Consider the following 24113-nt stretch of genomic DNA (forward strand, 5'->3'; position numbering starts at 1 on the left):
CAAGCATTACTGTCACGCAATGGTAACCAGATGTGACAAGTGTGAAGAGGTTCGCCTTTGCCGGGGAGATACGAGAGCCAAGTGCGCTCGCATCCCCTCCTTGTGATGCCCTTAGCGGGCGGTGGATTGGCTGGTCAGCCACTCCTGCAAGGTATTGGCAAAGGCGGCGGGTTGCTCGATGGGGTAGAGGTGGTTGGCCCCCTCGATCCGCTTGAGCTGGCAGTGCGGCAGCTTCGCGGCAAGGGCCTCGCCGACCAGCGCGAACAGCGGGCGGGTCGCTGCTCCCAGCATCACGCAGGCGGGCAGGGTCAGGGTGGCAAGACGTGCGGGCGACCAGTCGGGGCGTTCGCTCTGGCTCAACTGCTTGGGCAGGCTGGCGGCCTCGGCCAGCTGCGCCTGCTGCCACTTGACGGGCTGGCTGGCAAAATAGCCGCCGCGGCCACCCGAGCCATCGATCAAACTGGCGACCGCCTGTGGCAACTTGCCCTCCTGCGCCTGTGCAAACAGCGGGCCGAACATGGCGCCGGCATCGGCCATAAAGGCGGCAAGGCCCTGCTCATCGAGGGCGCCGGGGCAACCCGGCTCCACCAGACAGAGGGAGCGAAACCGCTCGGGCGCCATCAGGGCGGCAGTCAGGGCGACATCCGCCCCGTATGACCAGCCCGCCAGATGCACTGGCCCGCACGGCAACTGCTCCAGCAAGGCAAGCAGATCGCCGGCATGGGTCTCAAGACCGAACGGCCCCTCTCTGCCCGCCTCGCCAAAGTGGCGCAGGGTGGGGGCATAGACGCTGTAGTGCTGCGAGAGCAGCTCGATATGTTCGAGCCAGAGGGTGTGGTTGGCCAGCGCGCCATGGATCAGCAACAGCGGCTCGCCGCTGCCCGCCTGCAGGCAGGGCTGCGCGCTGCCATTGACGATAAAAGTGTGAGTCTGTGACTGCATATCAACGCCTCCCCGGCGTGTCATAAGAGCGGAGGAGTATATGACAAGCGCCCTGCGGCCGGTAAGTGGGCTCTTTCCGGCTGGCGCTAGCCACTATAAGCAAAAGTTGGGTCATTATCGGAAAACCCATAAATCCAGCTTATAGTGGCACCGACGAGCCTTGGGTTGCATCAGGGTGACTGATACAAGCCCCACAAGGAGATCTTCCGATCCTTGGTGATGTATTGGCGGGGATATTCGCGATTGTCCAAGATGACATCAGGCCACAATGAGATGGTTATCCAGCAAACGCTGGCGTAATTCCCAAGCGGCGGTTCTATTGCTGTCCCATGTTTTTAGGTCTGTTAACCGCGGGTAAGTGATCAATAGATATTCTGAATGTTCTTCGCTCAGCGCTATCTTGTCACTGACCTTTAACTCGATGGCAAAGGCATACTCGGTGACGGTATAAAGATGTTTATAAGTGGTGCCTGGTAAATCAAAGTGACACTTGGGGATTGTGCAGTGAGATTCGAGTGGCAAGAGTGGATTGTCACGGCATGCTATACCGAGCTCTTCGCTGCACTCGCGTCGCGCGGCCTCATCAAGAGATTCGTTCTCATCGACTCCTCCAGCCACCCACTGCCATATATCGAGATCGGCACGTTTTAACATCACCATCTGCAACACGGCATCGCGAATCACATAGGGGATGACCAATACCTGCTTTGCTGTTCTCATATTTTCTCCCAAACCGATAATGCAAAACCGGAGCCATGAAGCTGCTGTTCTTTATTGTTTTGTCAGCCACTCCTGCAACGTATTGGCAAAGGCTGCCTGCCCGCTGCCATTGACAATAAAAGAGTGAGTCTGTGACTGCATATCAAAGCTGTCCCGGCGTATCACTGGATCGGGAGGGAATATCACAAGCGCCCTGTGGTCGGTAAGTAGGCGCATTCAGGCTGGCGCTAGCTACTATAAGCAAAAGTTGGGGCATTATCGGAAAACCCATAAATCCAGCTTATAGTGGCACCGACGAGCCTTGGGTTGCATCAGGGTGACGTATACAAGCCCAACAAGGGTATCTTCCGATCCTTGGTGATGTATTGGCGGGGATTCGCGATTGTCCGAATAGGCTGCGCTATTCGAACCTACAGGCTGCAACCGATAAGAGAGTCGTGACTGTTGTGGATGGATGAGCGTTAGCCAGAAAGGTGTGTGCCTTATGATAAAGCTTCGTGAGTCTCCGTAGTGGTTGTGGGGTCACTCGTTGTTGGTTGTAACGAATTGTGATACCTAACATCGGCGGGAGGCCGATGTTAGGTGATAACTAGAACGGTACTGAAGTATGAATTCTCATTATTCATTATTCATTATTCATTATTCATTATTCATTATTCATTATTCATTATTCATTATTCATTATTCATTATTCATTTTTATATTTAATATTTGTTGGGCATTGTCTATTCTATCTTTAGTTATTGACTTAAACACATCTAAAATAATTTCAGTTATTTCTAAAGATGTTTTCTTCACATGTTCGGCTAGTGTATATATTTGATATTCCAGAGGGATTTCATCATTATAGATTGCCTCTTGAATTGAGTCGTGTGAGATGTTGGCATCGTTATCAATATATCTAGAAAGTTCATAATCCCCAATATTACTTTCTATTTGGCTAATAACTTCGTGGCTCATATATTCGACTAGATGTCTTTTATCATATAGGCCAGCATAAAAAATAACATCCTTTATTTTCGTTAACATAACATGGAAAGCGTTACCATCAATATCTGATACTTTTATTTCAGATAGAACACTAGTAAGTACATTAGTGAGTGCGTTTAACATTTCATTCTTGTGTGTGCTTGAGTTAATGTCACTTAAGAAAGATATTTTCTCCAGTAATTCAACAATGTTAAACGAGGAGGACGATAGACTTAATTCCTTTCTTAAATATCTATCCTCTCCGGTTACTAACAGTAAAAAATCTGATAACTTCCTAATGGAAGAGCAATCATTTGTATGAATGTTATGTATTTCTTCGCACAATTCAACTATTTCAACACAGTCTTCAATTTCTAACTCCCATTTTGACGTGTCAATAGTGTTTTTTAAATTGTAAATTTCATCTGCCGCAAGACGAATTATTTTAAAATACTCCTTAATAGTTTTGCTATCATATAGTTCGAATATTATCTTATAGTCTAATGGCGTTTTTAAACCATTTTTAATTATATTAAAGCAACTAAGTTCATCTTTCATTATCTCATTAATAATGGAGTTTGAAATGTGTTGCCCTTCATCATGAATCTTCATTATCAACTCATGGTTGCTGAATATGTTATTATAACCTAGGTGGCTAATTTCAGAAAAAGAGCAAGACGTACTAGAAATGTTTTGTGTTCCTAAAAATAATTCATTGTCAGCTAACAACATTTTTATATGACATCTCGTATGAATGTAGACGTTCAGATTTTTAGTTGATAACTTACTAATCTCATTGCATTCTTTACATAGTGCTTCTTGTGAGTCTTTAGAGTTTAGACCAGTCACCCCAAATATAATTATTGCTTCATCGCTTTTTATAATAAAGTTTTCATGAATGAATTTGAATGTCGATATTAATGCGCTTATAGGAACATATGTGACTATTTTTAGTGATTTAATGCTTGCCATTCCTTTTTGACGCTCAAAGGCATCCTGTGCAAAATGCCGGTGAAATAAATCAGCTGAAATTCTTCCAAGATGTTTCAATGTAAACCTCAAACTATATCTGAGTGATGGTTGATGAGTGGGAGTTTAAATATTTATATACGTAAGGCATTTATTTTAAGGGGTTGTCTTTTCATGTTTTAATTTCCCGTGGGAGTCATAATTTGTCTACAAGATAGATTTGTTTTCTCCTTCATATATATGCTCTCTATTTTTAACTCAATGATTACTTTTATAATAATATTGCTGACGGAGATGTATTTCACAGTCATGATGCTACCGCCCCTGAATTACAGCCTCCAGTCTGCTGTTTTTAACCAACGGGGTATGGCTGGCATGGCTCATGGGGTGACTCCGACGAGGCTTGTGTTGCCAATTGGCTATAGTACCGACCCCTTGGCCAAGGGAAAGGGCGATGAGGGGAGTTTCTGAGCCAGATCAAGCAATTAATAAATCGCGACCGGTTGGCGCAGCGAGTGGAAAGTGCGACACACTGTGTTGCTGGATAAAAAGTGTTGGCGGGTAGCCGTGTCGGTGGGTAAAAGCGCTGGCAGGTAAAAAACAAGAAGCCCCTGAACGGGGCTTCTTTTTGGGCAAGCCATGTCGTCACTGTGAACGGCTTGGCTGATCGTCTCGCTGGCGCGTTGACCGGGCGTCGGAGCGGGCTGGTGCGGGCTTACTCTTCGACCTTGTTCAGCCACTCGACCTTGTATTGGGCACCGGCGCCCTGCGCCAGCTTGGCACACAGCGGTTTGAGGAAGGCTTCAATCTGCTCGTCCAGCATCCAGGGCGGGCTGATGATCAGCATCCCTGAGCCGTTCATGCCCCAATCCTTGGTCTGACCGGCCACTTCCAGCTCGGCCACCAGCACGTTGCCGAAGTTTTCGCGCTTGATGGCGCGCAGCATGTCGCGGGATTTGTCCGCCTCTTCCCCCAGAATGGGGTACCAGAGGGCGTAGATGCCGGTGGCCCAGCGCTTCTGCGCTTTTTTCAGGGTATCGACCACCGCGAAGTAATCTTCCTTGAGCTCATAGGGTGGGTCGATCAGCACCAGCCCGCGGCGCGGGGTGGGCGGCAGCAGGGCGACCAGCCCTTCGAAGCCGTCCCTATGGTGGACGGCGACGCGCGGGTCGTAACCCATATTGGCGCGCAGATCTTCCACTTCGTTGTTGTGCAGCTCCATCAGCGCCAGCTTGTCCTGCTCGCGGGTGAGGCGGCGGGAGAGCTCCGGTGAGCCGGGGTAGTAGTGGAGCTGGCCATCGCTATTCATCTCGTCGATAACGGCGAAATAGGGGGCCATGGCGGGCCACTGGCCGCGCTCGTCCCACAGCCGGCCGATGCCGTCGGCATACTCCGCCTTCTTCTGCGACCACTCGCCGCGCAGGTCGTAGAGACCGCCGCCGGCATGGGTGTCCAGCACGATGAAGGGTTTCTCCTTCTTCTTGAGGGACTCGATGATCAGGGCCTGAACGGTGTGTTTCAGCACGTCGGCGTGGTTGCCGGCGTGAAAGGCGTGGCGATAACTCAGCATATTAGGTCTCTGAGGGGGCCCTGCGTGGCCCCCAGTAGCGATAGATAGTTCAACAGATTCTGGCTCTTGCCGCGCACCAGGGTGAGGCTGCGCAGGGTTTGCAGCAGCACCCCCTGCTGGAGCCGTTCCAGCTCCAGCTCGTGGGCCAGCATGGCCTGATATTCGGATTCGCCGAGCCGCCCCTTGGCGTTTTTGCGCAGGGCGCGCCAGGGGGTCAGCACGGCTTCGGTTTGCAGCAGTGCAGGCTGCAGGTCGAGCAGGTCGACCGGGATCCCGAGCTCATCGAGGCGATGCAGCAGCAGGGCCAGATTGACGTTGCCACCGAGCGTCTGCACGGTGAGCCAGTCGTGGCTGCGGGCGCCATACACCTCACCGCTCCACTGCCAGAAGCCGCGCGGGGAGGGGAGTTCATCGGCAGCGACCCGCTCCGGGGCCATCAGCATTTCGTCACGCAAGGAATTCCTGCTCCATGGTTTCCAGCTCTTCGGAGAGGCTCATCCACTCCATCTCGACGTTCTCCAGCTCCTCCTTGATGGGGCCCTGGGACTTGAGCAGCTCGGAGAGCTTCTGCTTGGCGCTCTCCTCGTAGATGGCCGGATCGGCCAGCTGGCTCTCGATGTCGGCCAGCTTGCCCTGCAGCTTCTCCATGCTCGCTTCGAGCTTTTCCAGCTTCTGGCGCAGCGGACGGGTTTGCTGGCGGAACTCCGCCTCGCGCCGCTTCTGATCCTTGCGCGCCACCGCCGAGTTGGCGGAGACGGGGCCATCCGCCGGTTTGGCGTTGGCCTCTTTCTCCTGCTCGCCGAGCCACTTGTGGTAGTCGTCGAGATCGCCGTCGAACGGCTCGACCCGGCCACCGTGCACCAGATAGAAGTCGTCGGTGGTGGTACGCAGCAGGTGGCGATCGTGTGATACCACTACCATGGCCCCTTCGAAGCCTTGCAGCGCCATGGTCAGGGCGTGGCGCATCTCCAGATCCAGGTGGTTGGTCGGTTCATCGAGCAGCAAGAGGTTGGGCTTTTGCCAGGTGATGAGGGCCAGCACCAGCCGCGCCTTTTCGCCGCCGGAGAAGGGGGCCACCTTGTCGAGCGCCTTATCACCGTGAAAGCCAAAGCTGCCCAGATAGTTGCGCAGCTCCTGCTCGGTCTTGTCCGGCGCGAGGCGCACCAGATGATCGAGCGGGGTGTCGTCGAGACGCAGGGTCTCCAGCTGATGCTGGGCAAAATAACCGATGCTCACCCCGGCGCTCACTTCCAGCTTGCCGGAGAGCGGCGGGTTGGAGCCGGCCAGCATCTTGATAAAGGTCGATTTACCGGCGCCGTTGCGACCGAGCAGACCGATGCGCGAACCCGGTACCAGATTGAGTTTGATCTTCTCGAGGATCACCTTGTCACCGTAACCGGCAGAGAGGTTCTCCATGGCGATGAGCGGGGTCGGCAGGGCCGACGGCTCGCGAAACTCGAAGCTGAACTCGGAGTCGGCGTGGGCGGGCAGGATCTTCTCCATCCGCTCCATGGCTTTCAGGCGGCTCTGGGCCTGACGGGCCTTGGAGGCCTTGTAGCGGAAGCGGTCCACATAGGATTGCATGTGGGCCATTTCGCGCTGCTGCTTCTCGTACATCGACTGCTGCTGGGCCAGATGTTCGGCGCGCTGCAGTTCGAAGTCGGAGTAGCCGCCGGTGTATTCGTTGAGCTTGCCGTTCTCGATATGGATGATGCGGCTGATGACCGAGTCGAGGAAATCGCGGTCGTGAGAGATCAGCACCAGCGTGCCCTGATAGCCCTTGAGCCACTTCTCCAGCCAGATGACGGCGTCGAGATCCAGGTGGTTGGTCGGTTCATCGAGTAGCAGCAGATCGGAGCGGCAGAGCAGCGCCTGGGCGAGGTTCAGGCGCATGCGCCAGCCACCGGAGAAGCTGCGTACCGGCGAGCTGAGCTGCTCGTCGGCAAAACCGAGGCCGTGCAGCAGTTCGGCGGCGCGGGCGCGGATGCTGTAGGCGCCGATGGTGTCGAGCTTGCTGTGCAGCTCGGCCACCAGCAGGCCGTTGTCATCCTGCTCGGCCTGGGCGAGCTCGGCCTCCAGCGCGCGAAACTCCTTGTCGCCGTCGATCACGTAGTCGAGGGCGGAGCAATCGAGCGCCGGGGTCTCCTGCGCCACGCCCGCAATTTGCCAGCCGGCGGGCAGGCTGAAGCTGCCGCTGTCGATGGCCAGCTCCCCCCGTACCAGTGCAAAAAAGGTGGACTTGCCACAGCCGTTTTTGCCCACCAGACCCACCTTGTGGCCCGGGTGAATGGTGGCGGAGGCGTTGTCCAGCAGCTTGCGGCCGCCGCGGATCAGTTCGATTTGACTGGCAACTATCATGGGTGGGATCTGCTTGCTCAAAAATGGAGGAGAAAAACTGGCGCGGATCTTACGTGAAAAGGCGCAGATTTGCACTTTGGCGCGTGGCTCGCTATGGCTGGTATGACAAAAACATGCCATAACAGAGAAACCAGTTTGGTTACGGGAGGTTAGCATGCTTATCAGGGATATTATGACGACCCGGGTCGCCACCGTGTCGATGGATGATCGGCTCAGCGTCATCAAGGATATCTTCGAGCAGGCCCACTTTCGCCATCTGCTGGTGCTGGAGGAGGGGGAGCTGGTGGGGGTCATCTCCGACCGCGACCTGTTTCGCGCCATCAGCCCCTATCTCGACTCCGAGGCCGAGATGACCCGCGACACCGAAACTCTCACCAAGCGGGCGCACCAGATCATGAGCCGCCACCCCGTCACCATCGCCCCCCAGCTCACCGTGCGCGAAGGGGTGCAGCTGATGCTGGAGAAGAATGTCTCCTGCCTGCCGGTGCTGGAAAACGGCGCTCTGGTCGGCATCATCAGCTGGAAGGATTTTCTGCGGGTTGCGCTGACGCCGGACGGGCTCTGAATCGCCCCGGCCGCCCGGGGCCGAACGGGAAGTGATAACCGGAACGAGAGAGGGGAGCCATGGCTCCCCTCTCTCGTTGAGGCTCACTGGTCGCTTGGGCTTTATGACGCCGGCGGCTTGCCGGCATTGCTCGCAGGCATGCCGCCGGAGAGCTTGGGTTGCAGGTGGCTGCGGATCTCGCTCAGAGTCTGGCGATACTGCTCCCCGTGCTGCTCCAGAAAGGCGGGGCTATGGCGCAGGCGCCGCTCCAGCCGATCCACCACCAGTGCCACCTTGGGCGCCGCCATGCCGGCGGGCCAGCTGTGTTGCAGCAGCTCCAGCAGTTGCCAGGCATCGCCGGGCAGGGCGGGAAACTCCTCCTGCAACTGCAATCCCGCCTGCAGCGCCAGCTGGTGGTCGCCAAGGTGCATCGCCCGGTGGCGGGTCTGGCGCAGCTCGGTAAGGCGCTGCTCGCGGGCCGTCAGGCGCACTCCCAGCTCGCTCACCAGATGGTGAAAGAGCTGGCGGGTGAGGGGATGGGGGGCGACCCGGATGCGATATTCGGATAGCTGGGTCAGGTAGCGGCTCGCATGGTGCGGCAGCCCGCAGAACTGGCTGACGGCAAAACCGAGCAGCAGGGTGACATGACTGGTGCTTGCCTGATCCGGCTGATGGTGCGAGATGAGGATCAACGCCTCGTCGAAGCGGTACTCCAGCCCCAGTTTCAGCGCCTGCAGCAGCTCGTACTCGTGCGCCTGCAGAGTCACGGTGCGCTTGAGGTGAACCCACTCCTGCAGCAGGGAGCGGATCCGGTTGGCAGAGGGACTCTGCCACAGTACCGCCAGCGCCGCGCTCAGCATGAAGCTCTCCAGCGACTGGCGGGGATGCAGCTCACCGAAATAGCGCAGATTGAGGCTGTGGACCTGCTCCAGCACCTTATCCTCATCCTGCAAGATCAATCCCAGCAGCATGGCCAGCTGGTGCCAGCGTGGCTGGTGGGGGCGGATTTTTTGCAGCTCCTGCAGCGTGCCCCAGGCAGTTTGCCACTGATGCTGATGGAGCTGGCTGGCCAGCGTCAGCTCCCGCTTGGTGGCCAGCGGCAAGGTATCCTGATGGCGCTGCAGATCGGTGAGCGCACTCTGCAGTTTGCCCAGCCCGAGCAGGCCGTAGAAGAGGCCGGCTCGGGGCCAGCCGGAGCGGTATTCGTTGGCGCAGAGGGCGTAGTGCTGGGCGGCTGCCATCTGATCGGCGGATTGCAGCAGCAGATAACCCTTGAGTCGATCCAGCCAGGGGTTGAGCTCCCGATGTTCCGGCTGGAACAGCAGGTCTTCACAGGTGGCGGTAGCGATCTGCCACTCCCGCAGGGCGATGGGGGCGCTGAGGGAGGGGGTGAGTGAGCTCAGGTGCACCAGCTGGCACAGCACCTCGTCGAGCTGACCGGTCATAAAGGGGAGCGGCAGATAGAGGGAGAAGTAGAGATCCGAGGGGAGAAACTCCTGCTCGCTGGCGTCGGCATCGAGCAGCAGCAGGACACAACCGGGTTGCAGCAGGCCGAGGTAGTGCGCCTCGTGGAGCAGGCGGGCCCCTTCACGCCCCTGCTGCTTGTCCTGCTGGCAGATGATGGCATCAAAAGGTTGTTGCTGGAGCAGGGCAAACAGGCCGTGGTGCCCATGTTCCGGGTGGCTGTGGTAGTGAATATGTTCGGCCAGCACACCCTGTTCGGTCAGTTGCCGGATGATGGCGCTGCGCAGCAGAGGATCCTCATCAAGCAGCAATATCGCCATACAACACTCCCTTTTTACCAATCCTTGAATGGATCATGGTAGAGCCAAGGGACAGATAGGCCCAGTTTTGGGCGGATGAAAAGTTGACAGTAGTCAGCAGAGTGCGGGATGGGGCATGATGAGCAGTTATCACATCTTGCTGGTCTTGGTCGGGAAGCTGCACTCGGTCTGCCTGATCATGCGCTCCCCCTCTCCCCCGGCACCTTGCCAGCTTAGTTCGAGCTGCCCGAGGTGGCCAAGGTGGCGCAGCTCGAATTCGTAGCGCTGGCAGGGATTATCCAGCGGCAGTGTGCTCATCCCCGCCGGCAACCGGTAGTCATAGCTGAGCCGCGGCCCATCCTGCAGCTGGCTGTGAAGTGGCACCAGCCCCTCCGGCGTGGGGGATGGCGCCTTCAGATAGCGGCGCAAGCTGAGCGGCGCGTCGATCGCCTTCTGATAGTTGAGGCCGTTCATGGCCGCCAGCTCCTCCTCCAGCCGTTGCAGCTCCCCCTCCAGACCCGTGATGACTACCCCCAGCTGTTGATGGGCTGGCGAGGCGCACCCGCCCAGCAGCAGGGTTGAGGCGAGCAGGGTGGCTCTGAAGCGGGGCATGGCATCTCCTTGACGGGTCATTGTGGTTGGCAGGGCAGACTATAGCAGGGGATTGCTGGGGGGCGTGCCCCGCAGCAGCTGGGCCAGCCGCTCCAGCCCTTCGGCCACGCGGGCATCGGTTGCGGGCTGGCTCAGGCTCAGGCGTACCCCCTGCGGGGCGGCGAACTGGCCGGCGGCGAAGTGTTCCCCGCTTGCCACCCCGACGTCAAGGGCATCGGCGGCGGCGGCGAACTCCTGACTGCGCCACGGCTCGGGCAGCGGCAACCAGGCGTGCATGCTGCCCGGCTGCCAGCGCGCGCCGGGCAGCAGGTGGTGCAGCAGCTCGCCACGACGTGCCAGAGTCTGCCGCTGCTCGCGGATCAACTGGTCGATCCCCGGCTGGCTTACCAGCTGGCAGGCCAGCTCGACCAGCAGGGGGCTGACCATCCAGCTGGAGAGGCGCATCGCCTGGGCGAAGCCCTGCTTGAGGTGGTCAGGCGCCAGCACGAAGCCGACCCGCATGCCGCCGCAGGCGATCTTGGCCAGACTGCCGAGGTAGATGACCCGCTCCGGCGCCAGATTGACCAGCGGCACCTGATGGGGTTCCGGCAGCATGCCGTTGACGTCATCCTCGATGATCAGCAGGTCGTGCCGACGGGCAACGGCGACGATGGCCTCGCGCCGTGCCAGCGACATGATGGCGGTGGTGGGGTTTTGCAGGGTAGGGGTGAGGTAGAGCACTCTGGCACGGCGACTGCGGCAGGCCGCCTCCAACGCATCGGGCAGCAGCCCCTCTTCATCCATGGCAAGACCGATGACCTGATTTTTCAGCTGGCGGGCATTGCCCAGCATGCCGGGATAGCTGAGCCCCTCGCACATCAGACTCTCGCCGACACAGCCGGTCGCCAGCATGGCCAGCATGATGCCGTGCTGGGCGCCGTGGCTGAACAGCAGCCGCTCCTCTTGCGCCGCAATACCCTGCCTTGTCAGCCACTCGATAAAGCGCTGGCGCTGATCCGGCTGGCCCGCCTCCTTGCCATAGCCAAGCAGCAGGTTGAGATCCCCCTGACTCAGCTTTTCCAGCAGCGGGCGGATTAAGGCGGCCCGATCGAGCTGCACCGGCAGGTTCTGCCACAACTCGATGCGCGGCCCCTCCTCGGTGCGGATCACCCACTGATTGGCGGGATCCGTGCTCGCTCCCTTAACCCAGGTGCCGTGGCCGACCCGGGCGGCGACCAGCCCGCGCCGCTCAGCCTCGCTGTAGGCGCGGGTGACAGTGCCCACCGTGACCCCCAGCTTGTCCGCCAGCGCCCTGTGGGTGGGCAGACGGGTTTGGGCTGGCAGCGAGCCATCCACAATGGCCTGCTCGATGGCGCTGGCCAATCTGAGGTAGAGGGGGCCATCGAAGGCGGAGAGATCCGGTGTCCAGATTGTCATGGTGACAATAAATCCATTGATCGAAACTTGAGGACAATATAGCGTGAATTTCAACCTGACAACAACCATTGAGGGTTGATTGTATCGATACAATCAACCTATCAAGATGAGGAGTCGCTCATGACGTTCGAATGGTATGCCACCCTGTTTGGCTTCGCCGTGCTCACCTGCGGCACGCCCGGCCCCAACAACTTGATGCTGACGGCCTCCGGCGCCAATTTCGGCGTGCGGCGCACCCTGCCACACCTGTTTGGCGTAGCGCTGGGGCAACCTGTGCTGCAACTGGTGCTGGCGCTGGGGCTTTATCCGCTGTTCGAGCGCTGGCCCTTGCTGCGCCTCGGCTTGCAGATCTTCGGCAGCCTCTATCTGCTCTGGCTGGCCTGGCGTATCGCGGTGGCGGGCGCTCCGAGCGATCCGGCGCGGCGCGCCCGGCCGCTGACCCTGCTGGAGGGGCTGGGTTTCCAGTTTCTCAACCCCAAAGCGTGGATGATGGGGATCTCCGCCATCAGTCTGTTCAGTCTGACCGGTGCCGGTTACTGGCCCAGCCAGCTGGCGGTGATGACCATGTTCGCGCTGGTGGCGCTGCCCACCTGCTTTGTCTGGGTGCTCTTTGGCCATCAGCTGAGCAACTGGATCAGCACGGATCGGGGCTGGCGCCGGCTCAATGGCTCCCTCGGTCTGCTGACTGCCCTCTGCGTGGTGATGCTCTGGTATTGAGGCTTTTCCCACCCGCTTTCTCCTTGTGGTCGGGCTGCCGCTTCTGCATATTGGTGGGCTGCTTTATCTGACGGATTGTCTGGCAGGCAGTCCGATATGTGGTCTGAACGAGGTTGAGATGGATCTGAACTGGGTACTGCCCCTCGCGGGGTTTGCACTGGTCACCTGCGGTACGCCGGGGCCAAACAATATGCTGCTCACCAGCGCCGGGGCGGCGCAGGGATTTCGCCGCACGCTGCCCCTGCTGGTGGGGGTGGTCGGGGGGATCAACCTGATGATCCTCGCCATGGCGCTGGGGCTCGGGGTGATCTTTGACAAGGTGCCGCTGCTGCACGACGGCCTCAAGCTGATCGGCTCGGCCTACCTGCTCTGGCTGGCGTGGAAGGTGGCGACCGCCAGCGGCCCGGCCGAGGGCAATCGGCCGCTTATTCCCGCCCATCAGGGGGCCATGCTGCAACTGCTCAATCCCAAGGCGTGGATGATGGCGCTCTCCGCCATCAGCGGTTTCACCCTGGCAGGAGAGGCCTACTGGCCATCCGCCATCTGGGTGCTCGCCATCTTCTTTGTGACCGGCCTCTATACCGGCGCTTTCTGGGTACTGTTCGGCGCCCAGGTGCGCCGTCTTATCCGCACCGCCCGGGGCTGGCGCCGTTTTAACCTCGGCATGGGGCTGGCGACGGCGGCCTGCGTGCTGATGATCTGGATTTAGCCCGGGGTTGACCCGGGCCTTTACCTGCTGTCTTGTTGGCCCTGCGGGGCCTTTTTTATCTCGCTCGCGTGACCTTGCCTGCAAGGTGGCGCGGCACAGCCTTACCTTGGGATGAAAGGAGCTGTTATGAAATGTATCGGTCTGCTGGGTGGCATGAGCTGGGAGTCCACGGTCAGCTACTATCAGGCGCTCAACCGCGGGGTGCGGGCCAAGCTCGGTGGCCTGCACTCGGCGCGGGTGCTGCTCAATAGCGTCGACTTTGCCGAGATAGAGCGGCTGCAGCATGTCGGTGACTGGCCCGCTACCGCACGCCTGCTTGCGGCCGAAGCGCGCAAACTGCAGGATGGCGGCGCCGATTTCTTGCTGATCGGCACCAACACCATGCACAAGGTGGCGCCAGAGATAGAGGCCGCCATCGATATCCCGCTGCTCCATATCGCCGATGCCACCGCGCGCCGCCTGCAAGCGGACGGGATACAAAGGGTTGGTTTGCTCGGCACCCGCTTTACCATGGAGCAGGATTTCTACAAGGGACGGCTGCAAACGAACTTCGGGCTGGAGGTGCTGGTGCCTGCCGAGGCTGAGCGGGAGCGGGTCCATCGCATCATCTATGACGAGCTCTGTCTGGGCGAGATCCGCGACGCATCGCGCGCCGAGTATCTGGCCATTATCGCCGGGCTGGCTGCTGCCGGCGCCGAGGCGGTGATCCTCGGTTGCACCGAGATTGCCCTGCTGGTGGGGGAGTCGCAGGCGGCCGTGCCGCTCTACGACACCACCGCCATTCATGCCGAGGCGGCCGTCACCCTGGCCCTGACATCCGATTAATTAACTGGTCAGATCTCACTATTCATGCTTGTCTCATACCCCTTGCCATAAAAGCGTGTAAAATTGCGCCCTGAATTTTCCCCGGCCAACGCGGGTTGGCTGCGGTTTCCTAGCATGCAAGGCTGACATTGTGACTGAAGTTGACAGATTCGCGGACATTCGCCCTTACCGCGATGAAGAAGTGCCGGCGGCCATCGAACGGCTGATCCAGGATGATGAATTTATCGGTGCCATCGCCAAATACCGTTTTGGCTCCCTGATGAGCTGGCTGGGCTGGGCGATTCGCCCGCTGATCCGCCAGGTGCTGCGCTACAAGTGGTCAAAAGTGACCACAGTGCATCAGGTGCAGGTCGGGGTGACCAACTATATGTCCCGGATGATCGCTACCTCCACCAAGGGGGTGACCTTCTCCGGGATCGAGCATCTGAAGAAGGAGCAGGGCTACCTGTTCGTCTCCAACCACAGGGACATCGCCATGGATCCGGCCTTCGTCAACTGGGGTCTCTATACCCACGGTTTTGACACGGTCCGCATCGCCATCGGCGACAACCTGCTGCGCAAACCCTGCGCCACCGAGCTGATGAAGCTCAACAAGAGCTTTATCGTCAAGCGCTCCGCCAAGGGGCCGCGGGAGATGATGAAGGCGCTCGGCGAGCTCTCTGCCTACATCGGCCAGTCGGTGCACGAAGGCCACTCCATCTGGATCGCCCAGAAGGAAGGGCGCGCCAAGAATGGCGATGACAAGACCGATCCGGCCATCCTCAAGATGTTCTACGTCGACGGCAAGAAGCAGAAGATCGACTTCGTCGACTACATGCGCAGCCTCAATATCGTGCCGGTCAGCATCAGCTACGAGCTGGACCCCACCGACAAGGCGAAGGCACGCGAGCTCTACGAGAAGTCGGTCAACGGCAGCTACGAGAAGGGCGAGTTCGAGGATATCGAGAGCATCGTTGCCGGCATCGTCGGCATGAAGGGGCGGGTACACGTCGCTTTTGGTGCGCCTATTACCGAGGGCTTCAGCGATCCGGACGAGCTGGCGGCACTGATCGACAAGGCGATCTGGAGCAGCTACCGCCTCTTCCCGAGCAACTATCTGGCGGCCGATGTCTCCGGCAAGGCCAACACCATCGAGCAGGCGGCCTTCCTGACCCGTCAGTCAGAGGTGCCGGAAGAGCACAAGGCAATCTGGCGTGCCATGTATGCAAAACCGGTGGAAAACGCCGGCAAGGCTTGAATGAAACCGGTTGCGTGAAAAAAACGGGAGCAGATGCTCCCGTTTTTGCGTCTGGTCAAAGTCGCCGGCAAAAGGGTGGTGAATAATATGGTTTCAGCTGGTACGATCACCCGAAAAATGGGGTTCACGCTCTTGGCAACCACCGGATGAGTGTGTAACAGTGCCCCAATATGCTGAATGTGAGCATTAGCTCTAATCCCTCTGCACGGATCGCCGGGGGCATTATCGAAGGACCTGTAACAGGTCCTTTTTCATTGGGCGGCAAAGATGCCGCGCAGATATACCTAACAGGAAGATGCTCGCACCATGATCACCGGTAGCCTGAACACTTTGCAGCGTACGCCGCTGCCTGCCCCGCTGGATCGCATCATGGTCGAGGTGGTCAAAAGCGTTGCCCTCTGGCGCGAGGCGCCCCTTGGCAAGAGCGAGATCGACGGCCTCAAGCTGTTCTGTCTGGTGAGCGAGGAGATGACCGAGCCGGCTGCGGATCGCCGTGGCGAGTTCCACCGCGACTATCTCGATATCCAGCTGCTGCTGGCAGGCGAAGAGTGGATCGGTGTCGGGCCTCATGAGTATGCGGATGAAGGTGCTGATCATCCCCATCCCGACCTCTGGTTTGTCGATGACGAGCAGACTACCTATCTGGCGCTGCAACTGGGCGATTTCGCCATCTTCTGGCCGGGCGAACTGCATCGCCCGCTCTGTACGCGCAACCAGCCCGCCAAAGTGAAGAAGCTGGTGGTCAAGGTACATAGGGAGCTGCTGGCCATCGCCTGAGCATCCCCATTGACGCGAGCCCTGCGCAGCAGATGCGTCGAGACTCGCAAGCATTGAAACGAGTGATACGCACCACAAGTGGCGATGACTCTTTCAAGAGCAAGAATTGAAAAATTGGACGCACCCTCCTGCGACCATAAGCCCCCGGCAGGGGAATCCCATCCTCTTTTGGATGACACGACACTGTCGGCATAAAGCCGAAGCACAGGAAGATGTAGAAAATGAGCAAGTTGGTACTGATCCTTAACTGCGGTAGCTCTTCCCTGAAATTTGCCGTAATGGACGCCGAAACAGGTGAGGACATGCTGTCCGGCCTGGCCGAATGCTTCAATCTGGATGATGCACGTATCAAATGGAAACTCCACGGGGTCAAGGGCGAAGCCATGCTGGGAGCGGGTGCCGCTCACCAGGAAGCGCTCGACCACATCGTGGGCCACATCCTGCCGCAGGATCCGTCTCTGGCCGGTCAGCTGGTGGCCATCGGCCATCGCATCGTACACGGTGGCGAGCAGTTCTCCCGTTCCGTTCGCATCGATGACAGCGTGATCGCCGGCATCGAAGCCGCTATCCCGTTCGCCCCGCTGCACAACCCGGCTCACCTGATCGGTATCCGCGCTGCGCTCAAGGTGTTCCCGCAACTGGCTGACAAGAACGTGGCCGTGTTCGACACCGCGTTCCACCAGACCCTGCCGCAGGAGGCCTACCTCTACGCGCTGCCTTACAAGCTCTACAGCGAGCACGGCATCCGTCGTTACGGCGCGCACGGCACCTCTCACCGCTACATCGCGGAAGAGGCGGCCAAAGAGCTGGGCAAGCCGCTGAACGAACTGAACATCATCAACTGCCACCTGGGCAACGGTGCTTCCGTTTGCGCCATCAAGAACGGTGAGTCTGTTGACACCTCCATGGGTCTGACTCCGCTGGAAGGTCTGGCGATGGGCACCCGTTGTGGCGACATCGATCCGGCTGTGGTCTTCTTCATGCACGACCAGCTCGGTTACAGCGTGGAGCAGATCAACCACTCCCTGACCCGTGAGTCCGGTCTGCTGGGGATGACTGAAGCGAGCAGCGACTGCCGCTATGTCACCACCAACTACGCTACCGACGCCGGTGCCAAGCGTGCGCTGGATGTCTTCACCTACCGTGTGGCCAAGTATGTCGGCGCCTATGCTGCTGCGATGGATGGCCGTCTGGACGCCGTGGTCTTCACCGGTGGTATCGGTGAGAACGCCGCCATGGTGCGCGAGATGGTGCTGGCGCGTCTGGCCCTGTTCGGCTTCAAGGTGGACAAAGAGGCGAACAACGCCGCGGTACTGGGTGGCGAAGGCCGCATCACTACCGCCGACAGCCGTTGCGCCATGGTGATCCCGACCAACGAAGAGCTGGTCATCGCCCGCGATGCCCTGGGTCTGGTCGGCTAACGCCAATCGGTCTCATCACAACGCCCGGCTTTTGCCGGGCGTTGTCGTTTGTGGCGACCCGTTATTTGACTTGGAGGCTCGGGGCGTTACCCTGACGGCCACGTTTTGGCATTGCAGCATAGGGGGAGAGGAATGAAAGAGACGTTTTTTAACTGGCTGTCGGCGCTTGGGGTCGAGGTGACCGGCATGATGGGGCTGGTGATTGCGCTCGCTTTCATCCTCGTCACCTCGCTGCTACTGCACATGATGTTGCACCGCTTTCTGCTGGTGCGGCTGGTGGGCATCCTCGGCAGGGCCAAGCAGGTGTGGCTGCCACCCCAGTTGCAACAGCGCCTCTTCTACCGGCTTGCTTTCGTCTTTCAGGGGGCCGTGCTGCTCGGTCAGGCAGAGATCTGGCTGCCGCGCAGCTCCGACAGCCTGAAGCTTATCGAGATGTCGGCCCAGCTCTGGATCCTCTTCTTTCTGCTGCTCTCCTTCTTTACCCTGCTCGACTGCGTGCTGGCGGTGAGCCGCAACATCCGGCTGTGGCGGGATCTGCCTCTGCGAGGCATCTTCCAGGGGGCCAAGCTGGTGGGCAGCATTCTGGTCGGCATCCTGATGATCTCCCTGCTGCTTGGCAAGTCGCCGCTTTTCCTGTTCAGCGGTCTGGGGGCCATGACCGCGGTGCTGATGCTGGTGTTCAAGGATCCCATCCTCGGGCTGGTGGCGGGGATCCAGCTCTCTGCCAACCGGATGCTGAACGTTGGCGACTGGCTGCAGATGGACAAATATGGCGCCGATGGTGAGGTGACCGATATCGGCCTTACCACGGTCAAGGTGTCGAACTGGGACAAGACGGTTACCACCATTCCCACCTATGCTCTCATCTCCGACTCCTTCAAGAACTGGCAGGGGATGACCGAATCGGGCGGGCGGCGCATCAAGCGCAGCATCAATATCGACATGACCAGCGTGCGCTTCATGACGGCCGATGAGCAGTTGCAGCTCAAGCAGGCCCAGCTGCTGGCGCCCTATCTCACCCGCAAGGAGCAGGAGCTGAGCAGTTACAACCAGCAGCTGAGCGATGCCTTGAGTTGCCCCATCAACGGCCGTCACCTCACCAACCTCGGCACCCTGCGCGCTTATCTGGATGCCTATCTGCGCGCCCATCCCGGTATTCGCAAGGACATGACCCTGATGGTGCGTCAGCTGGCGCCGACCTCTGACGGCTTGCCGCTGGAGATCTACTGCTTTACCGCGACGACGGCATGGGCCGAGTACGAAGGGATCCAGGCCGATATTTTCGACCACATTTTCGCCATCATCGAGCAATTTCATCTGCGGTTGCACCAATCTCCCACTGGATACGATATGCGCTCCTGGCAGAAGGGATAAACGGGCGACCGACAGGGGCTGGCGGCGGATAAAAAAAGCGATATTAATCGTCGACCCGCCGCTACTTGTCAGTTGAAATTTGTTTTGCAGAAGAGAAAAATGGCGGCCTTCTCTTCGCGCCCCTGATCCTCGTCTGATCAGCTGTCAGCCCAGAGATGTCAACTCAGTCATTATCATGGGAAAGTTATGAAGCTCCTTCGCAATAGTGTGGCAACACTCTGCTACAGCCTGCTGCTGACCGCTGCGCCGGTTTTCGCTGTTGAATATGCTCTGCCTGCGGCCAACAGCCGTCTGGTGGGGGAAAATCTGGAATACGTGGTCCCGGCCGAAGAGAACGGCCAGCCGCTGGAAGCCATTGCCGCAAAATTCCAGCTGGGGCTGACCAACATGATCGAAGCCAACCCCAAGGCTGACCCCCTGCTGGTGCAGACCGGCGAGAAGCTGGTGATCCCCCATCAGCTGATCCTGCCGGATGCGCCCCGTGAAGGGATCGTGCTGAACGTGGCCGAGATGCGCCTCTACTACTACCCGAAAGGCAAGAAGGTGGTGGAAGTGCTGCCCATCGGCATCGGCCAACTGGGCACCGACACTCCGGAGAACTGGGTGACCAGCGTGCAGCGCAAGAAAGCGGGCCCGACCTGGACTCCGACTGCCAAGATGCACGCCGAATATGCCGCCCGTGGCGAGAGCCTGCCTGCGGTATGGCCGGCTGGCCCGGACAACCCCATGGGGCTGTTTGCGCTCTACATCGGCAAGATGTACGCCATCCACGGTACCAACGCCCAGTTCGGTATCGGCCTGCGGGTGAGCCACGGTTGTGTGCGTCTGCGCAACGATGACATCGAGTACCTGTTCAAGAAGGTACCGGTAGGCACTCGCGTCCAGTTCATCAACCAGCCGCTCAAAGCCTCTGTCGAGCCGGATGGCCGCCGCTATCTGGAAGTGCATCAGCCGCTGTCGCGCAGCGAGGAGGAGTTCAACTCCAGCCTGCCGGCACCGCTGCCGATGACCCCGGCCATCACCCGTTTCATTGCCCACGCCGACAGCGACTCCCAGCTGGTCAAACAGGCGCTGGAGCAGCGCAGCGGCATGCCGGTCGCCATCAACGGCTAATCCCGGTAATCGGCCACAAGAAAGGGCGAACAGCGTGCTGTTCGCCCTTTCTCTTTTCTGACCTTGTACGGGGCCGGATTAGCTGCGGCGCAGATTGTCGGCGAGCTCTCCGGCGAGCTGATCGAGCATCTGGTAGCGCGCCTTGTAGCTGGCCCGCTTGCGGGAGGGGATCTCCTCCAGCGTTTTGCGCGGTATCTGCAGTGGCAGGCTCATCCAGAGTTCATCCATGACGTTGCCCTGATGCTCTTCCCACAGCCCATCCAGATCGAACTTGACCCGGTTGGCGGTGCGCTTGCTGCACTGGTAGACGTGACTTTGAGTGCGGATCCCGAGCAGGGTTTCACACCCCAGGCCGCGAGCCAGCTCGGCTGCCATGTAGACCAGCAGGGACATGGGACGCAGGCCGCCACACGCCTTGGTGACCAGTTTGATCTCTTCGCTCAGCCCCTTGCCCCCTTGCAGCGAGCAGATCTCCAGCGTGGGCTGCGGCTCGCAGCGCAGGTTGAGCGCCATGAAGTAGAGCGCCGACTTGCCGAGCTTGAGGGTCAGGCTCATCTCTCCCTCTTTGGCCATGTGGGTCTGGTAATCGAGCTGCAGGGTGAGCGGCGCGGTAAGCTTGTCGCTTTGCCAGCTGGCAAGCTGCAAGCCGCTCTGGCTGTAGATCGCCTGCTGCTGCGCTTCGGGCAGGGCCAGTGCCAGCTGCCGGTAGTGGGCGGTGATGAGCCCGGCGCGGAGCCCCTTGCGCAGCCCCTTGTGGCGATAGGGGTGAATCGGTTTTTCCAGAATATCGGGGAAGCGGGTGATCGCCTGCGCCAGCAGCGGCAGCGTCTCCTGCTGGCGATAGAGGGCGCGGGCACCCGGATGCAGCCAGAGGCGGCCAACGAATTTGGCTCGTCTGATGAGATGGCCCGACTCCTCTACCGGATGGAGACGGCGGGCGAGGGTACGCAGTTGCGACAGATGAGAGGACATAGGCGTGGCCCCGGTTCGTTGGATTCAGGGCGGCGAGTGTAGGAGGGGACGGGGAGGATGTAAAAAGCTCGATAGTAACAAAATGTGAAGATAAAACGCTCAATAGCAGGGGCAAGTGCTCTGATCTCTCGCCCGGACGGAAAAGGAAATTCGGTTCTATCTCCTTGATGTAGAGATGATTTGCTGCGCAAAGGTTTTTATTGTGTTTTCTGTTTGTTAATAAAGGGGTTGAGCCGACAGGGACGGGTGATTAAGCTAGGCCGGTTTTTAGGGACGAGCCCGTCATCAGAGCGGGTAAAAGATGAAATAAAACGGAGTTTTGCATGACAGCCAGCACACCCATGTTAATCACCTTTCTGGTGTACATCCTCGGGATGGTACTGATCGGCTTTGTTGCCTATCGCGCCACCCGCAACTTTGACGACTACATCCTTGGCGGCCGCCGGATGGGGAGCTGGGTCACCGCCCTCTCCGCCGGCGCCTCCGACATGAGTGGATGGTTGCTGATGGGCTTGCCCGGCGCCATCTTCATCAGCGGCATCTCCGAGAGCTGGATCGCCATCGGTCTGGTCATCGGTGCCTACCTCAACTGGCGCTGGGTGGCGGGCCGCCTGCGGGTTCATACCGAGAAGAACCGCAACGCCCTGACCCTGCCGGACTACTTCACCTACCGCTTTGAAGATCACAGCAAGGTGCTGCGCATCCTTTCGGCGCTGGTGATCCTGCTCTTCTTCACCATCTACTGCGCCTCCGGCGTGGTGGCCGGTGCCCGCCTGTTCGAGAGCACCTTCGGCATGGATTACAACACTGCCCTCTGGGTCGGTGCGGCCGCCACCATCACCTACACCTTCTTCGGCGGCTTCCTCGCGGTGAGCTGGACCGATACGGTGCAGGCGACCCTGATGATCTTCGCCCTGATCCTCACCCCGGTCTTTGTCATCATCGCCGTGGGCGGGGTGGACAGCGCCATGATCGAGGTGGCCGCCAAGAGTGCCAGCAACCTCGACATGTTCAAGAATCTGGACGTTATCGCCATCATCTCCCTGATGGCGTGGGGGCTCGGTTACTTCGGTCAGCCGCATATTCTGGCCCGCTTCATGGCAGCGGATTCCCACCACTCCATGGCCAACGCCCGTCGCATCAGCATGACCTGGATGATCTTCTGCCTGGGCGGCGCGGTGGCCATCGGCTTCTTCGGTCTGGCCTACTTCGCCCGCTTCCCGGAAGTGGCGGGCGGCGTCACCGGCAACCCGGAGCGGGTCTTTATCGAGCTCTCCAAGATCCTGTTCAACCCCTGGATTGCCGGCGTGCTGCTCTCCGCCATTCTGGCGGCGGTGATGAGTACCCTGAGTTGCCAGCTGCTGGTCTGCTCCAGCGCCATCACCGAGGATCTCTACAAGCCGTTCCTGCGCAAGAACGCCTCCCAGCGCGAGCTGGTGTGGGTGGGGCGCCTGATGGTGCTGGCCATCGCCCTGATCGCCATCAGCGTTGCCATGAATCCGGAGAACCGGGTGCTCGGGCTGGTGAGTTACGCCTGGGCCGGTTTTGGTGCCGCGTTCGGCCCGGTAGTGCTGCTCTCCGTGCTCTGGCCGCGAATGACCCGCAACGGTGCGCTGGCCGGCATGCTGGTGGGCGCCATCACGGTGATCGTCTGGAAACAGTTCGGCTGGCTGGGGCTGTATGAAATCATCCCTGGCTTCCTGTTTGCCTGTATCGCGATTGTAACGGGCAGCCTGCTGGGAGAAGCGCCTTCAAAAACCATGCTGGAGCGTTTCCGCGAGGCCGAGGAGGAGTACAACACCCCGGCCGAGCTGGAAGGGGAGCCGGTCGCCGTCAACTGATAGCGGCACCTCTGTTCTGACAATCAACCCCGCCCCGGCGCATCTTGACCACACTGGTCAATCCTTGCGCCGGTTTGGCGGGGTTTTGCGCTATCTGACTCACCTTTGGGCACTTTTTTCTGCTTGCCCGGCCCCTTCGTGGTATTGGCTTTCTTTTGTCTTTGCACCGAATATGGGACACTAGGCCGCTTGAAGGAGACCTAGAGCATGCGCCTATTCACCCTGATCCTGATCCTCCTGCTGGGAGGTCTGCAATATGACTTCTGGCTGGGGAAGAACGGGCTGTCCGACTACCAGAGTCTGTCGGAGGCCATCTCGCAGCAGCAGCGGGACAACCAGAGCCTCAAGGATCGCAACGACCTGATTTATCGCGAAATCGACGATCTCACCTCTGGCCTTGAGGCCATCGAGGAGCTTTCGCGCAACGATCTGGGCTACATCAAGCAGGGCGAGACCTTCTACCGGATCATCCCCAAAGAGAAAGAAAAAGAGAATGTGCCAGCGGATGCCCCTTACGATGACTGATGCGAGCCGCATTCCAGCCCTGACGGCGATCGTGCCGGCCGCCGGCATTGGCAGCCGGATGGGGGCCGAGTGCCCCAAGCAGTATCTGCAACTGGCGGGCAAGACCATTCTCGAGCACACCCTGGAGCGGCTGCTCGCACACCCCGCCATCGGGCAGGTGATCGTGGCGCTGGCTCCCCATGACCGCTGGTTTGACACCCTCCCGGTGGCGCAGGATGAGCGGATCCTGCGGGTCGAGGGGGGCGCCGATCGCGCCTTTTCCGTCCTCAACGCCCTCCATGTGGCGCAAGGGGAGTGGGTGCTGGTGCACGATGCGGCCCGCCCCTGTCTGACCCACGGCGATCTCGACGCCCTGATTGCCACCGCCATGACGAGCGGTGGCGCCATCCTCGGCAGCCGGGTGCGCGACACCATGAAGCGCTCCGATGCGGCCGGCAATATCATTGCCACCGTCGAGCGCGAGCAGCTCTGGCATGCCCTGACGCCGCAGATGTTCCCCACCGGCCCCCTCAGACGGGCACTGGAGGAGGGGTTGGCGCTCGGTGCCACCATTACCGATGAGGCCTCCGCCATGGAGCGCGCCGGATTCACGGTGCGGATGGTGGAGGGGCGCGCCGACAACATCAAGGTGACCCGGCCGGAGGATCTCTCTTTGGCGGGACTGTTTTTAAGCCAGCAGGCATAAGCCCACCTATCAGAACAAAGAGGTCTGAACAGACAGGCCGAACAAGGAGCGAGC

Annotated in this window: 22 protein-coding genes; 12 read left to right on the forward strand and 10 right to left on the reverse strand. The window is 59.3% G+C overall.

Going from position 1 to position 24113, the window contains the following annotated elements; all coding sequences use genetic code 11:
• Positions 1 to 111 precede the first annotated feature (111 nt).
• From NOM67_RS12990 to NOM67_RS13015, 6 genes are all read right to left on the reverse strand, one after another.
• The gene (locus NOM67_RS12990) at positions 112 to 942 is read right to left on the reverse strand and encodes an alpha/beta fold hydrolase (protein WP_255937650.1); all 831 of its coding nucleotides are present in this window, start codon (positions 940 to 942) and stop codon (positions 112 to 114) included.
• Between the two features lie 258 nt (positions 943 to 1200).
• Positions 1201 to 1662 carry an NUDIX pyrophosphatase gene (locus NOM67_RS12995; RefSeq protein WP_255937652.1) on the reverse strand — a complete coding sequence of 154 codons (462 nt, stop codon included), beginning with the start codon at positions 1660 to 1662 and terminating at the stop codon, positions 1201 to 1203.
• A gap of 681 nt (positions 1663 to 2343) precedes the next feature.
• The gene (locus NOM67_RS13000; RefSeq protein WP_255937654.1) at positions 2344 to 3681 is read right to left on the reverse strand and encodes a hypothetical protein; all 1338 of its coding nucleotides are present in this window, start codon (positions 3679 to 3681) and stop codon (positions 2344 to 2346) included.
• Between the two features lie 634 nt (positions 3682 to 4315).
• Entirely contained in the window at positions 4316 to 5170 is an 855-nt protein-coding gene (locus tag NOM67_RS13005) for a 23S rRNA (adenine(2030)-N(6))-methyltransferase RlmJ (RefSeq protein ID WP_033113754.1), read from the reverse strand.
• Positions 5164 to 5625, reverse strand: a complete 462-nt coding sequence (locus NOM67_RS13010; RefSeq protein WP_201930581.1) for a DUF2390 domain-containing protein — start codon at positions 5623 to 5625, stop codon at positions 5164 to 5166. Before NOM67_RS13010 ends, NOM67_RS13005 begins: the two co-directional genes overlap by 7 nt.
• Complete coding sequence (locus NOM67_RS13015) at positions 5618 to 7528, reverse strand: ABC transporter ATP-binding protein (RefSeq protein ID WP_043849947.1); 1911 nt, start codon at positions 7526 to 7528, stop codon at positions 5618 to 5620. The genes NOM67_RS13010 and NOM67_RS13015 overlap by 8 nt, the downstream gene beginning before the upstream one ends.
• 154 nt (positions 7529 to 7682) lie before the next feature.
• Here NOM67_RS13015 and NOM67_RS13020 point away from each other — a divergent pair, with 154 nt between their 5' ends.
• Positions 7683 to 8093, forward strand: coding sequence for a CBS domain-containing protein (locus tag NOM67_RS13020; RefSeq protein WP_033113757.1), 411 nt, complete (start codon positions 7683 to 7685; stop codon positions 8091 to 8093).
• A 101-nt stretch (positions 8094 to 8194) separates the two neighbouring features.
• Here NOM67_RS13020 and NOM67_RS13025 read toward each other — a convergent pair whose 3' ends face one another.
• The 3 genes from NOM67_RS13025 to NOM67_RS13035 form a co-directional block, all read right to left on the reverse strand.
• Complete coding sequence (locus tag NOM67_RS13025; protein ID WP_255937660.1) at positions 8195 to 9856, reverse strand: hypothetical protein; 1662 nt, start codon at positions 9854 to 9856, stop codon at positions 8195 to 8197.
• 129 nt (positions 9857 to 9985) lie between these two features.
• Positions 9986 to 10447 carry a hypothetical protein gene (locus NOM67_RS13030; protein WP_255937662.1) on the reverse strand — a complete coding sequence of 154 codons (462 nt, stop codon included), beginning with the start codon at positions 10445 to 10447 and terminating at the stop codon, positions 9986 to 9988.
• Positions 10448 to 10486: 39 nt separating this feature from the next.
• Positions 10487 to 11863 (reverse strand): PLP-dependent aminotransferase family protein, encoded by a 1377-nt coding sequence (locus NOM67_RS13035; protein WP_255937664.1) that lies wholly within the window; start codon positions 11861 to 11863, stop codon positions 10487 to 10489.
• Between the two features lie 120 nt (positions 11864 to 11983).
• Here NOM67_RS13035 and NOM67_RS13040 point away from each other — a divergent pair, with 120 nt between their 5' ends.
• From NOM67_RS13040 to NOM67_RS13075, 8 genes are all read left to right on the forward strand, one after another.
• Positions 11984 to 12580, forward strand: a complete 597-nt coding sequence (locus NOM67_RS13040; RefSeq protein WP_041210193.1) for a LysE family translocator — start codon at positions 11984 to 11986, stop codon at positions 12578 to 12580.
• A 118-nt stretch (positions 12581 to 12698) separates the two neighbouring features.
• Entirely contained in the window at positions 12699 to 13289 is a 591-nt protein-coding gene (locus NOM67_RS13045; protein WP_255937667.1) for a LysE family translocator, read from the forward strand.
• Between the two features lie 126 nt (positions 13290 to 13415).
• Complete coding sequence (locus NOM67_RS13050; protein ID WP_255937669.1) at positions 13416 to 14114, forward strand: aspartate/glutamate racemase family protein; 699 nt, start codon at positions 13416 to 13418, stop codon at positions 14112 to 14114.
• Positions 14115 to 14244: 130 nt separating this feature from the next.
• A complete protein-coding gene (locus NOM67_RS13055) occupies positions 14245 to 15351 on the forward strand; it encodes a 1-acyl-sn-glycerol-3-phosphate acyltransferase (RefSeq protein ID WP_033113764.1) in 1107 nt (368 codons plus the stop codon).
• 306 nt (positions 15352 to 15657) lie between these two features.
• Positions 15658 to 16128 (forward strand): YhcH/YjgK/YiaL family protein, encoded by a 471-nt coding sequence (locus tag NOM67_RS13060; protein ID WP_255937672.1) that lies wholly within the window; start codon positions 15658 to 15660, stop codon positions 16126 to 16128.
• 221 nt (positions 16129 to 16349) lie between these two features.
• The gene (locus NOM67_RS13065) at positions 16350 to 17549 is read left to right on the forward strand and encodes an acetate kinase (RefSeq protein WP_255937674.1); all 1200 of its coding nucleotides are present in this window, start codon (positions 16350 to 16352) and stop codon (positions 17547 to 17549) included.
• Positions 17550 to 17681: 132 nt separating this feature from the next.
• Entirely contained in the window at positions 17682 to 18923 is a 1242-nt protein-coding gene (locus NOM67_RS13070) for a mechanosensitive ion channel family protein (RefSeq protein ID WP_255937676.1), read from the forward strand.
• A 186-nt stretch (positions 18924 to 19109) separates the two neighbouring features.
• Positions 19110 to 20036 carry a L,D-transpeptidase family protein gene (locus tag NOM67_RS13075; protein WP_033113768.1) on the forward strand — a complete coding sequence of 309 codons (927 nt, stop codon included), beginning with the start codon at positions 19110 to 19112 and terminating at the stop codon, positions 20034 to 20036.
• 78 nt (positions 20037 to 20114) lie between these two features.
• On the opposite strand, the gene NOM67_RS13080 is transcribed toward NOM67_RS13075, so the two are convergent.
• Positions 20115 to 21008: a DUF535 family protein gene (locus NOM67_RS13080; protein WP_255937679.1), complete on the reverse strand. Its 894-nt coding sequence runs from the start codon at positions 21006 to 21008 to the stop codon at positions 20115 to 20117.
• A gap of 323 nt (positions 21009 to 21331) precedes the next feature.
• Here NOM67_RS13080 and putP point away from each other — a divergent pair, with 323 nt between their 5' ends.
• From putP to ispD, 3 genes are all read left to right on the forward strand, one after another.
• Positions 21332 to 22849: a sodium/proline symporter PutP gene (gene putP, locus NOM67_RS13085; RefSeq protein WP_255937681.1), complete on the forward strand. Its 1518-nt coding sequence runs from the start codon at positions 21332 to 21334 to the stop codon at positions 22847 to 22849.
• Between the two features lie 207 nt (positions 22850 to 23056).
• Positions 23057 to 23374: a cell division protein FtsB gene (gene ftsB / locus NOM67_RS13090; protein WP_041210187.1), complete on the forward strand. Its 318-nt coding sequence runs from the start codon at positions 23057 to 23059 to the stop codon at positions 23372 to 23374.
• Positions 23367 to 24059, forward strand: a complete 693-nt coding sequence (ispD, locus tag NOM67_RS13095) for a 2-C-methyl-D-erythritol 4-phosphate cytidylyltransferase (protein ID WP_255937683.1) — start codon at positions 23367 to 23369, stop codon at positions 24057 to 24059. The genes ftsB and ispD overlap by 8 nt, the downstream gene beginning before the upstream one ends.
• Positions 24060 to 24113: the final 54 nt, after the last annotated feature.

Source organism: Aeromonas sp. SG16 (assembly GCF_024436135.1).
In the GTDB taxonomy this organism is placed as follows: Bacteria; Pseudomonadota; Gammaproteobacteria; order Enterobacterales; family Aeromonadaceae; genus Aeromonas; species Aeromonas jandaei.

Bases quoted from the DNA above. Each gene is read 5' to 3' on its own strand.
- NOM67_RS12990 (WP_255937650.1), bottom strand. From the start codon at position 942: ATGCAGTCACAGACTCACACTTTTATCGTCAATGGCAGCGCGCAGCCC.
- NOM67_RS12995 (WP_255937652.1), bottom strand. From the start codon at position 1,662: ATGAGAACAGCAAAGCAGGTATTGGTCATCCCCTATGTGATTCGCGAT.
- NOM67_RS13005 (WP_033113754.1), bottom strand. From the start codon at position 5,170: ATGCTGAGTTATCGCCACGCCTTTCACGCCGGCAACCACGCCGACGTG.
- NOM67_RS13015 (WP_043849947.1), bottom strand. From the start codon at position 7,528: ATGATAGTTGCCAGTCAAATCGAACTGATCCGCGGCGGCCGCAAGCTG.
- NOM67_RS13020 (WP_033113757.1), top strand. From the start codon at position 7,683: ATGCTTATCAGGGATATTATGACGACCCGGGTCGCCACCGTGTCGATG.
- NOM67_RS13025 (WP_255937660.1), bottom strand. From the start codon at position 9,856: ATGGCGATATTGCTGCTTGATGAGGATCCTCTGCTGCGCAGCGCCATC.
- NOM67_RS13030 (WP_255937662.1), bottom strand. From the start codon at position 10,447: ATGCCCCGCTTCAGAGCCACCCTGCTCGCCTCAACCCTGCTGCTGGGC.
- NOM67_RS13035 (WP_255937664.1), bottom strand. From the start codon at position 11,863: ATGACAATCTGGACACCGGATCTCTCCGCCTTCGATGGCCCCCTCTAC.
- NOM67_RS13040 (WP_041210193.1), top strand. From the start codon at position 11,984: ATGACGTTCGAATGGTATGCCACCCTGTTTGGCTTCGCCGTGCTCACC.
- NOM67_RS13045 (WP_255937667.1), top strand. From the start codon at position 12,699: ATGGATCTGAACTGGGTACTGCCCCTCGCGGGGTTTGCACTGGTCACC.
- NOM67_RS13050 (WP_255937669.1), top strand. From the start codon at position 13,416: ATGAAATGTATCGGTCTGCTGGGTGGCATGAGCTGGGAGTCCACGGTC.
- NOM67_RS13060 (WP_255937672.1), top strand. From the start codon at position 15,658: ATGATCACCGGTAGCCTGAACACTTTGCAGCGTACGCCGCTGCCTGCC.
- NOM67_RS13065 (WP_255937674.1), top strand. From the start codon at position 16,350: ATGAGCAAGTTGGTACTGATCCTTAACTGCGGTAGCTCTTCCCTGAAA.
- NOM67_RS13070 (WP_255937676.1), top strand. From the start codon at position 17,682: ATGAAAGAGACGTTTTTTAACTGGCTGTCGGCGCTTGGGGTCGAGGTG.
- NOM67_RS13075 (WP_033113768.1), top strand. From the start codon at position 19,110: ATGAAGCTCCTTCGCAATAGTGTGGCAACACTCTGCTACAGCCTGCTG.
- NOM67_RS13080 (WP_255937679.1), bottom strand. From the start codon at position 21,008: ATGTCCTCTCATCTGTCGCAACTGCGTACCCTCGCCCGCCGTCTCCAT.
- putP (WP_255937681.1), top strand. From the start codon at position 21,332: ATGACAGCCAGCACACCCATGTTAATCACCTTTCTGGTGTACATCCTC.
- ftsB (WP_041210187.1), top strand. From the start codon at position 23,057: ATGCGCCTATTCACCCTGATCCTGATCCTCCTGCTGGGAGGTCTGCAA.
- ispD (WP_255937683.1), top strand. From the start codon at position 23,367: ATGACTGATGCGAGCCGCATTCCAGCCCTGACGGCGATCGTGCCGGCC.